This window comes from Streptomyces sp. NPDC056160, assembly GCF_042268205.1.
Lineage (GTDB): Bacteria > Actinomycetota > Actinomycetes > Streptomycetales > Streptomycetaceae > Streptomyces.
In genome coordinates this window covers 1-11,039 of sequence record NZ_JBHJUW010000041.1, presented here as the reverse complement: position 1 = coordinate 11,039, position 11,039 = coordinate 1, and the positions used below count along the sequence as shown (strand labels likewise).

Sequence of the window (11,039 nt, the reverse complement as noted above, 5' to 3'; positions counted from 1 at the left end):
TCCCCACTGCGGCTCCGGTGCATCTTCCGGTGCAGCTCCGGTGCCCCTTCAGTGCACCTCCCACTGCCCCTTTCACCGCTTACACCGCTTTCACCGCTTTCACCGCTTTCACCGCTCCATGACGGCGAAGGACGCCCCCTGATCGTCGACGACGACCGCGACCGTCGCGTACGACGTCTCGAAGGGCGGCACCTGGACCCGGCCGCCGAGCCGGACGACCGTGTCGAGGGCGGCGCCGACCCCCTCGACCAGGAAGTGGACGACGAAGTGCGGCGGCATCTCGGCCGGGAAGACGTCCGCGACCGGGGCCCGGCCGAAGTCGGGACGGGCGTCCCGGCCGAACAGCGCCTCGTGGAAGAGGCCGCCGTAGAAGGTGTCGGCCGCCTCGGTGTCACGGGTGTAGAGCTGGGCCCAGCCGAAGCCGCCCGGCCGGTGGCGCACGCCGAAGCCCGCGTGCCGGCCCGGCTGCCACAGGCCGAAGACGGCGCCCTCGGGGTCGGCGGCCGGCACGGCCGTGCCGTAGCGGCCGACCTGCCGGGCCTCCCCCACGATCTGCCCGCCGCCCGCCCGGATCCGCGCGGCCAGCGCACCGAGGTCCGGGGCGGCGAAGTACACGGTCCAGACGGTGGGCATCCGGCCGTCCGACTTCGGGGTGAGCGCGGCGACGGGCTGCCCTTCCAGCAGGGCCAGGACGGAGCCGCCGTAAGCCTCCTTCTCCTCGAAGGTCCACCCGAAAAGCGCACCGTAGAACCGCCGGCCCGCGGCGGTGTCGGGGAGCTGCGCGTCCACCCAGCAGGGGACGCCCTCCGTGTACGCGGATGCCCTGTTTTCGGCCATGCCGTCAAAGTAGCCGGGTCTCCCGCACCCCGCAGACCAGGCACACCAGCCTCCCGGCGCCCGCGCACCCCATTTGCAGTCGGCCGAATCGCGCTCCCATCACCCCTCGGTAAGCTGACGACATGACAGGACAAGTGCGTACCGTCGACGGCCGCGTGGCCGGCCGGCGAGGGCAGGCGACCCGGCAGAAGCTGCTCGACTGCCTCAGCGAGATGCTCAGCTCCTCCCCCTACCGGGATGTCAAGGTCATCGATGTCGCCCGGAAGGCGGGCACTTCGCCCGCGACCTTCTACCAGTACTTCCCGGACGTCGAGGGCGCCGTCCTGGAGATCGCCGAGCAAATGGCCGCCGAGAGCGTCGATTTGACCGGGTTGCTCGAAGGCCGGTCCTGGGTCGGCAAGGCCGGCTGGCAGACGGCGCAGGAACTCGTCGACGGGTTCCTGGACTTCTGGCGCCGCAACGACGCGATCCTGCGCGTGGTCGATCTCGGGGCAGCCGAGGGCGACAAGCGCTTCTACAAACTCCGTATGAAGATCCTCAACGCGGTGAACGGCTCCCTCTCGGATTCGGTTGCCGAACTCCAGTCCAAGGGCAAGGTCGACAAGGACGTGAACCCGGCGGCGGTCGCCGGTTCGCTGGTCGCGATGCTCGCCGCGGTCGCCTCGCACCAGAAGGGTTTCACCTCCTGGGGCGTCAAGCAGGCCGAACTCAAACCGAACCTCGCCCTGTTGGTGTACCTCGGTGTCACCGGGAAGAAGCCGACGAGATAGCCGGCCCCTCGGCCCCGGGCCCTTTTACGGCACCTCCAGGCCACAAGTCCTGTCAGGCAGGCGGCGGTTCACCCGGGTGGACCGCCGCCTGTCGCGTTGCGGGCCGCTTCGTGCGGGGCGTCTCGCGCGCCGCCGCGGAACGGCACCGGGCGATACTCGGGACATGAACACGGAACTCGACTCCCTGCTCAGATCCCTTCGCGTGTGGGACCCGGAGGTCACCGAGCTGCCCGCGTTCGACCCGCGGGAGGCGCCCGCCGACCCCGTCGCCCTGTTCACCCGCTGGTTCGCGCGGGCAGTGGCGGCCGGTGAGCGGGAGCCGCACACCATGTCCCTGGCCACGGCCGACGAGGCGGGCGACCCGGACGTCCGGATCGTGATGCTGCACGGTGCCGACGCGGAGGGCTGGGCCTTCGCCACCCACGCGGACAGCCGCAAGGGCCGCCACCTGGCCCGCCGCCCCGCCGCGGCCCTGGTCTTCTACTGGCCCGTGCTGGGCCGCCAGGTCCGGGTACGGGGCCCGGTCACCGCCGCACCCCACGCGCAGGCACGGGCTGACCTGCACGCCCGGTCGGCCGGGGCGCTGGCCGCCGCCCTCACCGGCGCGCAGAGCCGCGTCCTGGACTCCCTGGACGAACTGGCCCGGGCGTCGGAGGCGGCCTGGGCCCTCGCGGGGCGCGCGCCGGACACGGACGCCCCCTCCTGGACCCTCTACCGGCTGCGCCCCACCGAGGTCGAGTTCTTCCAGGGCGACGCGCGGCGCCGCCACGTACGCCTGCGCTACCGCCGCGCCGAGGAGAAGCAGGGGGAGCAGGAGGAGCAGGAGGGTCGGGAGGAACAGGCCGGGCAGGATGCCCAGACGGGCCCGGAGGCCCAGGCGGCCCCGGAGGGCTGGGTGCGGGAGCTGCTGTGGCCGTGACGGCACCGCCGCCCGCCCACACGCACACACGTCACCCGGTGGCGTCGCCCGCCTCGAAGCCGTGCACCGCGAAGTCGGACACCGGCCGGTAGCCGATCCGCTGGTACAGGCCGTTGCTGGTCGGGTTGGCGAGGTCGGTGAAGAGCAGCACCTCCGCCGCGCCCGACGCCACGGCGACCCGGCTGACCTCCGCCGTGACGGCGCCCGCGTACCCCCGCCCCCGCAGGTGCGCGGGCGTGTAGACGGCGTTGACCCGCACCTGTCCGGCGACCACCGGCGAGGTCCCGGCCATGGCGACGGGCGTCCCCTCCGGGGTCTGCCAGAACGTCACGGCGCCGGAGTGCGCGTGCTCGTCCGCCCAGTCCCGCGGATCCCGCACGGCCGTCTCGCCGACGGCGGCGCAGAAGTCCGTGTACCACCGGGCGAGCAGTTCCCCATCCGCCGTGCCGGCCACCCGTGCCCGCCCCGGCGGGACGGGCCGCGGCACGGTCAGCCCGCCCAGCCGGTAGAGCCGCAGCCGACGCAGGACGGTGGTGCGGGCACCGGTGTGCCGGTGCCAGGCGGCGGCGAAGGCGGCGGCCGTGTCGTGATCGGCGTTGACGCCCGTAAGCCCCCCGGTGCCGGCCCCCTCCCGCTCCCGCCCGGCCAGCAGGGCCGCCAGCGCGTCGGCCTCCGCCTCGGTCAGCTGGGTGAGGACGAGCGGGTGCGGGGGCGTACGGAAGAAGGAGGCCCGCACGCCGCGCGCGCCCGCCCCCTCCGGTTCCCCTTCCAGCACGCCGAACTCGGGGGCGCCGTCTCCGTAAGTGCGTCCGCCGCGGGCGCGCAGGTTCTCCGTGACGGTCAGGTGCACGGTGTGCTGTGCGGGCCGGGAGCGCAGGAACTCCCCTGCCCACGCGAGGAATTCGTCGAGATCGGGGGTGAGGTACCAGTCGTCGCGAGCCATGCTTCATGATTCCGTCCGGCCGCCGGGCCCGCATCCGGATTTCGCCGGGGCGGCCGGGAGACCCAGGGGGCGTCGGGCCGCCGGACCAAGGGGGCATCAGGCCGCCGGGCCCGGATGGGTCAGCGCGGCGCGGGCGGCTCCGGCTCGGGGTCCGTGGCCAGGCGGGCGTGCAAGTGGCAGTCCCGGAAGGCGTCGTAGCGCCCCGCCTCCCACATCGCGCCCCGCGCGGTCCCCTCGTAGAGGTAGCCGCACCGCTCGGCGACGCGGCAGGACGCCTCGTGGCCGACGGCGTGGTCCAGCTCCAGGCGGTGGAGGCCGAACTCCGTGAACGCCCAGCGCCCGGCCAGGAGCAGCGCCAGCGTGGCGACGCCGCGCCCGCGTGCCTCGGGCAGCACCCAGTAGCCGACCCGCCCGGAACGCATCGGGCGGCTGATGACGGCGACGCTGACGTGCCCGAGCGTCGCGCCGGTCGCCTCGTCCGTGACGCAGAACGGCACGCCCGTGCCGTCGCCGACGCCCTGGAGGTGAGCGGTGAGGGATTCGCGGGCGTCGGCCAGGTCCCGTTCCAGGATCAGCGGTGTGTTCCAGCGCCGGAACTCCGGATCGGACCGCCCGCGCAGCCAGTGCTCCAGGTCGGCCTCGGACGCCGGGTCCCAGACACGCAACCGGAGGCCGTGACCGCGCAGTTCGGGGGCGGGATCGGCTAGGAACTTCTCACGTATCTCGGCCATCCGGCCATTGTGGCCGAATGAGCGGGGTCACCACATCCGAGTGACGCGCCGTCGCGGCCCGGTCCCGCGTCGCCGCCGTCCGGGGGTTCCGCCTCGCAACGATCCGGGAGCTCCGCGTCGCGACAGCCCGGGAGCTCCGCGTCGCAATCGAGTACGCACCGCGTCCACGCGTGATCAATCCGCAACCAATTCCGGTCTTGACCGAGACCCATCAAGCGGGGGCGTGGTTACGCTCGCGCTCATGGCCGACTCCCCGTCCACCGCCGCCGCCTCCGCCCCCGCGCCGGAGCGCACCGACCGCCCCGTCTACGTCGTCGGCGGCGGTCCGGGCGGCCTGGCCGTCGCGCACGCGCTGCGCGCGCGGGGCGTACGCGCCGTCGTCCTGGAGCGGACCGACCACGTCGGAGCCTCCTGGCGCGGGCACTACGACCGGCTGCGCCTGCACACCACACGGCGGCTCTCCGCGCTGCCCGGCCTGCCGATGCCGCGCCGGTTCGGCCGGTGGGTGGCGCGCGACGACGTGGTGCGGTACCTGGAGAAGTACGCCGAACACCACGAACTGGAGATCGTGACCGGCGTCGAGGTCTCCCGCGTCGAGCGCACCGCCGACGGCACCGGCTGGCTGCTGCACGCCACCGGCGGCCGGGAGCTGACGGGCGCCGCCGTCGTCGTCGCCACCGGCTACAACCACACGCCCCGCCTGCCGGACTGGCCCGGCCTGAAGGCGTACCCGCGCGAGCTGCGGCACGCCTGCGAGTACCGCTCGCCCGGCCCGTACGCCGGCCGGGACGTGCTCGTCGTCGGCGCCGGCAACACGGGCGCCGAGATCGCCGTCGACCTGGTCGAGGGCGGCGCCGCGCGGGTACGGCTGGCCGTGCGCACCGCCCCGCACATCCTGCGCCGGTCGACCGCCGGGTGGCCCGCGCAGTACACGGGCGTCCTGTGCCGGCGGCTGCCCGTCGCGCTCGTCGACCGGCTCGCCGGGCCGCTCACGCGGCTGAGCGTGCCCGACCTGTCGGCCCACGGCCTGCCCCGCCCGGACACCGGTTTGTACTCCCGGGTCAGGGAGGGCTCGATCCCGGTCCAGGACGTCGGCCTGATCGACGCCGTCCGGGCCGGCCGGGTCGAGATCGTGGCGGCCGTCGAGGGCTTCGAGGACGGCGAGGTCGTCCTCGCCGACGGCGAGCGCGTCCGACCGGACGCCGTCATCGCCGCCACCGGCTACTCCCGGGGCCTGGAGCCCCTGGTGGGGCACCTCGGCGTGCTGGCCCCCGACGGCAGGCCGGCCGTCCGCGGCCCGCGCACCCCGGCCGGTGCGCCCGGCCTGTACTTCACCGGCTTCACCAATCCCATCAGCGGCATGCTCCGCGAACTGGCCCGGGACGCCGGGAGGATCGCCAAGGCGATCGCCCGCACCCACCGCTGACCGCCCGGCTCGGCCACGGCGCCCCCGGCCGCCCGCCCCGCCCTAAGCGATCGCCGGGGTGAGCGCGCGCGGCCGGCGCCGGATCACCAGGACCATCAGCGCCGCCGCCGCGCACAGCGCCCCGGCGGCGTACCAGACGACGTCGTACGAGCCGAAGACGTCCCGGGCGACCCCGCCGAGGTAGGCGACGACAGCGGCGCCGACCTGGTGGGAGGCGAGGACCCAGCCGAAGACGATCGCGCTGTCGTCGCCGTAGTGCTCCCGGCACAGGGCCAGGGTGGGCGGCACCGTGGCGACCCAGTCGAGGCCGTAGAAGACGATGAAGAAGATCATCGGCGGGTGCACGCCCGGCGCGAGCAGCATGGGCAGGAAGAGCAGGGCGACACCGCGCAGGGCGTAGTAGACGGCGAGCAGGCGGCGCGGCTCGAAGCGGTCGGTGAACCAGCCCGAGGCGATGGTTCCGGCCACGTCGAAGACACCGACGACCGCGAGCAGCGACGCCGCCGTCGTGACCGGCATCCCGTGGTCGTGGGCGGCGGGCACGAAGTGCGTCTGGATCAGCCCGTTGGTGGAGGCCCCGCAGATCGCGAAGGAACCGGCGAGCAGCCAGAAGGGCCCGGTGCGCACCGCCCGGGCCAGCACGCCCAGGGTGCGGCGCGCGGCTCCCGGGACCGGGGGCGGCTTCGGTGTGAACTCCGGTGCGCCGTACGGGCGTACGCCCACATCGGCCGGGTGGTCGCGCAGCAGCAGCCAGACGAACGGCACGACGGCGAGCGCCGCCAGCGCCACGGTCACGGCCGCCGGGCGCCAGCCGTGCGACTGGACCGTCCAGGACAGGACGGGCAGGAAGATGAGCTGGCCGGAGGCGGAGGCGGCGGTGAGGATGCCGCTGACCAGGCCGCGCCGCTCGGTGAACCAGCGGTTGGTGACCGTGGCCGCGAAGGCCAGCGCCATCGAGCCGGAACCGAGGCCGACCAGCAGGCCCCAGCACAGCCACAGCTGCCAGGCGGCGGTCATCCACACGGTCAGGCCCGAGCCGACCGCGATCACGGTCAGCGCGATCGCGACCACCTTGCGGATGCCGAAACGATCCATCAGGGCGGCGGCGAAGGGCGCGGTGAGCCCGTACAGCGCGAGGTTGAGCGAGACGGCGGCGCCGATGGTGCCACGCGACCAGCCGAACTCCTGGTGCAGCGGGTCGATGAGCAGCCCGGGCAGCGACCGGAACGCCGCCGCTCCGATGATGGTGACGAAGGTGACGGCGGCGACGAACCACGCGCGGTGCACGCGTGCCCGGCGCCGGGGCGGCCACTGCGCCTCGGGGTCGATGGCGGATTCCGTTGTCTGGGTCACGTCATTCAGCTTCGCGGGCGGGGCTCCGCCCATCGAGTGGCCGGAAGGACAGCATTCGCTAGGATCGGGCCATGGACCCCGCCACGGGCACCGCCGCCGCCTCCCCCACCACGCGGTTCCGGCCGCACCGCGTCGTCGTCCTCGCGCTCGACGGACTGCTCCCCTTCGAACTGGGCATCCCGCACCGGATCTTCGGACGGCCCAAGGACACCGTGGGCCGACTGCTCTACGAGGTCGTCACCTGCTCCGTCCGGCCGCCGGGCCCGGTGCGGACGGACGCCGACTTCTCGATCGTCGTACCGCACGGGCCGGAGACCCTGGCCACCGCCGACACGGTGATCGTCCCGGCGTCGTACGAAGTCGGCCCGCTCTACGAGGAGGGCGTGCTGCCCGAGGACCTGGCCGCCGCGCTCGCGCACATCCGCCCCGGCACCCGCCTCGCCTCCATCTGCACCGGCGTGTACGTGCTGGCCGCCGCCGGCTACCTGGACGGCCGCCCCGCTACCACCCACTGGGCCGACGCCGAGCGCTTCCAGCGGCTGTTCCCGCACATCGACGTCGACGCGGACGTCCTGTTCATCGACGACGGCGACGTGCTGACCTCGGCGGGTGTCGCCGCGGGCATCGACCTCTGCCTGCACATGGTGCGCCGCGACCACGGCACCGCCGTCGCCAACGACGTGGCCCGCCGCACGGTCGTACCGCCGCACCGCGACGGCGGCCAGGCCCAGTACATCCACCGGCCGCTGCCGGACCCGCAGCTGGCCACGACGACCGCCGCCCGCGCCTGGGCGCTGGGGCGGCTGCACGAGCCGATCCAGCTGCGCGACATGGCCGAACAGGAGGCCATGTCCGTACGGACCTTCACCCGGCGCTTCCGCGAGGAGGCCGGGATCAGTCCGGGGCAGTGGCTCACCCAGCAGCGTGTGGAACGCGCCCGGCACCTGCTGGAGTCCACGGACCTGTCGGTCGACCAGGTGGCCGAGCACGCCGGTTTCGGTACGGCGCAGTCGATGCGGCAGCACCTCCAGGCGGCCCTCGGGGTGACCCCCACCGCCTACCGGCGCACCTTCCGGGTCGCGGGCGCCGGCCGGTCCGCATAGCCTTCCCGGCCCCCTCCGCGCCCTACGGCCCTGCCCTGTGGTCCTGTCCTCTGCCCTGTGACGCTGCCCTGTGGCGCTGCCCTATGGCGCTTCTCACAATCCGGGCGAAAAGGGGATTTCGGTGACGGGAGTCACCGACCGCGCACAGGTGTTCTGTCTATGTTTCGCCCATGCTGAAACGTCTGCGCTCCCTGCCGAGCCCCCGCAGGGCCGGGGCCCTCCTCGCCTGTGCCGTGACGCTGCTGTCCGCCGGCGCCCTGGGCGCCGCCGCGCCGGCGCAGGCGCAGAGCGGAGGCCGCGTGACCGCCGCCGTGCTCCCCCTGGACGACCCCGGCCGGCCCGGAGGGGCCGCGGGGGGCGGGCACGAGCCGACCGTGTACGGCGAGGACGCCCCCTACGACACCGCCAGCATCATCAAGGTAGACATCCTCGCCACCGCGCTGCTGCAGGCACAGGACGCCGGAAGGGCCCTGACCGCACAGGAACGCGCCTACGCGGAGCCCATGATCCGGCACAGCGACAACGCGGCGGCGAACGCCCTGTGGCGCCGGATCGGCCGGGCACCCGGCCTGGAGGCGGCCAACAAGCGGCTCGGGCTGACGGCGACGAAGGGCGGCCCCGGGGCCAAGTGGGGCCTGACCCAGACGACGGCGAGCGACCAGATCCGGCTGCTGCGCGCGGTGTTCGACACGAGCGGCAGTACCTCCGGCGGGAGCGGCGACGGCACCGGGAGTGCGCTGAACGCCGCCTCCCGCGCCTACATCCGGTCCCTGATGAACCAGGTCTCGGCCGACCAGGCCTGGGGCGTCTCGGCGGCCGGGTCCCCGTCGGCGACGGCGCTGAAGAACGGATGGCTGCAACGCAGCACCTCAGGGCTCTGGGACGTCAACAGCGTCGGCCGGATCACGGTGGACGGGCACCGCTACCTGGTCGCCGTCCTGTCCGACGGCAACGCCTCCATGAGCGAGGGCGTCTCGCTGGTCCAGCGGACCGCGCGCGCCGCCGTCTCGTCGGCGGCGTCCGGGCACTGACGAGGTCTGTCCACAGGCTGTGGACAAGATCCGGGTGGCGGCGCGCCCATGCCCGCCCCGAGCACGGCACCGCGCGCCGCCATCCGGTTCCGGCGCACCGACCCCACCCCCCTCACCCCTGAAGGGGCCGGCCCACGCCGACCTCACGACTCACACTCGCCGAGGGCCCCGACCCCTCCGGGCGCCCTTGGCGTCCCCTCGCGGCGAATCGCTGCCCCAAGCGTGATCAAACGGACACGGCGCGTCAACAGCCGCCCGGAGATTTGCCCGTTCTGCCGGGATCGCAACGGGCGCGCACAGAAGCACCCCCGGCGCACGGCCTCGCGCCGGCCGGGGGCGGGTGCCGGACCCGGCCCACCCGGCGCCGCCGACGTCACCTTGCGTCTGCCGGCGCCCGCTCGGCATCGCCCGGCGCCCGCCCGGCCCCACCCGAGGGCCCACTCGACTCCACCCGGCGCCGCCCGCCCCACCCCGCACCTCGACCGCTCCCAGCCGGGGCCTACACCACCTCGCACCTCGACCATTCCCAGCCGGGGCCTACACCACCTCGCACCTCGACCATTCCCAGCCGGGGCCTACACCACCTCGTACCTCAACCGCTCCCAGGCCGCGCCCTCACGGCCCGCGCAGCCCACGCTCTCCCAGCCCACGCCCCGGAGCCCCGCGCCCCGAGAGGGGGCGCCCTGTGCGGCCGCGCCCTGAGGGGCCAGGTCCTGGAAGGCCGTGCCCCGGTAGGCCGCCGCCTCCAGTCCGGTTCCGCCGCACACCGGCGGCTGACCGCCGCGGGCCGCGGGCGTCGCCGTCGCCGCGGGCGGCGGCGCCGCACAGCGGTCCAGTTCGCACCAGATGCGCTTGCCGGCGCCCTCGGCGCTCCAGCCCCAGCGGTCGGCCAGGCCGTCGACGAGGGCGAGACCACGGCCGTTCGTCGCCTCGTCGCCCGCACGGCGCGGCAGGGGCGCGCACGTGCTGGCGTCGGCCACCTCCAGGCGTACGGTGGCCGCCCCGACCGCCGCACCGGGCAGGGAGAGCCGCAGCACGGCCGGGCAACCGGTGTGCACCACCGCGTTGGTGACCAGTTCGGAGACGAGCAGGACCAAGGTCTCGGCAAGCGACTCGTCGGCCGCTATCCCCGACCGGGCGAGGCGCGACCTGGCCCACATGCGGGCCCGTCCCACCTCCGCGGGGTCGGGCCGGATCTCCAACTGCACCTGAAGCACCTGCACCGCTCACACCATCCGAACCGGCGGACCGACGACCCCGCGCCACCCGGGGGCCACGACCACAGCCATTCTCTGCATGGCCAGAACAACGGCCAGAGCAAGGGTCACGGACTGTGACTCCGTTGCCAGACAGCATGGTTGACGTACCGTCACCGCAACAAGCGCTTCGGGCATATTCCCGCGCGAAGGAGTACTCGTGCGGCATACTGTGCGACGCCCACCGCAGGGAATCGAACGAGCGGGCGACGCAGGCCGCCCGACCTCGTGAACAGCGGCGCGCACCGCCGGATCCTGGGCCGCCGCTCGGGCAACACCGGGACGGCTGGTCCTCGGAACCACTCGCATCTCACACAAGGTACCCGAGCGGGGCGGCGACTCCGGGACGTGACGAGACCCGGCCGGGACCGCCTCCCCGGGGCGACTCTCCGTGATCAAGGTACGGCGCGGTCCGCGCGAGCCGGATCCGGGCCGGGGGGCAGCACGGCCGCGCGGGCCCGTACGGCGTCCCGGCGCCTGCCCTCCACCTCAGCCGCCGCTCACGTTCCGTGACGACGGCGCCGGGCCGGCACCCGTGCCGCCCCGCCCGCCCGGGAGCGGCGGGGCGGCGAGGACTGCCTGGTGGGGACCGTACCGCGAGGCGTCCGACGGCGGGCGTGGACGGAGCGGCCGGGCGGGCGCGCGGGCCGGCGCGGGAGCGCTCCGGCGG

Annotated in this window: 10 protein-coding genes; 5 read left to right on the top strand and 5 right to left on the bottom strand. The window is 74.5% G+C overall.

What is annotated here, in order from left to right:
- Window positions 1–108: 108 nt before the first annotated feature.
- Window positions 109–837: a VOC family protein gene (locus tag ACFC02_RS17350; RefSeq protein ID WP_376357384.1), complete on the bottom strand. Its 729-nt coding sequence runs from the start codon at window positions 835–837 to the stop codon at window positions 109–111.
- Window positions 838–971: 134 nt separating this feature from the next.
- On the opposite strand from ACFC02_RS17350, the gene ACFC02_RS17345 reads away from it, so the two are divergent.
- Both ACFC02_RS17345 and ACFC02_RS17340 read left to right on the top strand, forming a co-directional pair.
- Window positions 972–1,607 carry a TetR family transcriptional regulator gene (locus tag ACFC02_RS17345; RefSeq protein WP_376357465.1) on the top strand — a complete coding sequence of 212 codons (636 nt, stop codon included), beginning with the start codon at window positions 972–974 and terminating at the stop codon, window positions 1,605–1,607.
- Window positions 1,608–1,770: 163 nt separating this feature from the next.
- Entirely contained in the window at window positions 1,771–2,526 is a 756-nt protein-coding gene (locus ACFC02_RS17340) for a pyridoxal 5'-phosphate synthase (protein WP_376357382.1), read from the top strand.
- A gap of 31 nt (window positions 2,527–2,557) precedes the next feature.
- Here ACFC02_RS17340 and ACFC02_RS17335 read toward each other — a convergent pair whose 3' ends face one another.
- Both ACFC02_RS17335 and ACFC02_RS17330 read right to left on the bottom strand, forming a co-directional pair.
- Window positions 2,558–3,469 (bottom strand): GNAT family N-acetyltransferase, encoded by a 912-nt coding sequence (locus ACFC02_RS17335; RefSeq protein WP_376357380.1) that lies wholly within the window; start codon window positions 3,467–3,469, stop codon window positions 2,558–2,560.
- Between the two features lie 119 nt (window positions 3,470–3,588).
- Window positions 3,589–4,200: a GNAT family N-acetyltransferase gene (locus ACFC02_RS17330; RefSeq protein ID WP_376357378.1), complete on the bottom strand. Its 612-nt coding sequence runs from the start codon at window positions 4,198–4,200 to the stop codon at window positions 3,589–3,591.
- Window positions 4,201–4,441: 241 nt separating this feature from the next.
- Here ACFC02_RS17330 and ACFC02_RS17325 point away from each other — a divergent pair, with 241 nt between their 5' ends.
- On the top strand, window positions 4,442–5,626 hold the full coding sequence (locus ACFC02_RS17325) for a flavin-containing monooxygenase (RefSeq protein ID WP_376357376.1): 1,185 nt from the start codon (window positions 4,442–4,444) through the stop codon (window positions 5,624–5,626).
- Between the two features lie 42 nt (window positions 5,627–5,668).
- Here the strand turns inward: ACFC02_RS17325 and ACFC02_RS17320 are convergent, their stop codons facing one another.
- The gene (locus ACFC02_RS17320) at window positions 5,669–6,979 is read right to left on the bottom strand and encodes an MFS transporter (RefSeq protein ID WP_376357374.1); all 1,311 of its coding nucleotides are present in this window, start codon (window positions 6,977–6,979) and stop codon (window positions 5,669–5,671) included.
- 71 nt (window positions 6,980–7,050) lie between these two features.
- Here ACFC02_RS17320 and ACFC02_RS17315 point away from each other — a divergent pair, with 71 nt between their 5' ends.
- Entirely contained in the window at window positions 7,051–8,082 is a 1,032-nt protein-coding gene (locus ACFC02_RS17315) for a GlxA family transcriptional regulator (protein WP_376357372.1), read from the top strand.
- A 170-nt stretch (window positions 8,083–8,252) separates the two neighbouring features.
- Window positions 8,253–9,113 carry a serine hydrolase gene (locus tag ACFC02_RS17310; protein WP_376357370.1) on the top strand — a complete coding sequence of 287 codons (861 nt, stop codon included), beginning with the start codon at window positions 8,253–8,255 and terminating at the stop codon, window positions 9,111–9,113.
- Between the two features lie 575 nt (window positions 9,114–9,688).
- On the opposite strand, the gene ACFC02_RS17305 is transcribed toward ACFC02_RS17310, so the two are convergent.
- Window positions 9,689–10,321, bottom strand: a complete 633-nt coding sequence (locus tag ACFC02_RS17305; RefSeq protein WP_376357463.1) for an ATP-binding protein — start codon at window positions 10,319–10,321, stop codon at window positions 9,689–9,691.
- Window positions 10,322–11,039: the final 718 nt, after the last annotated feature.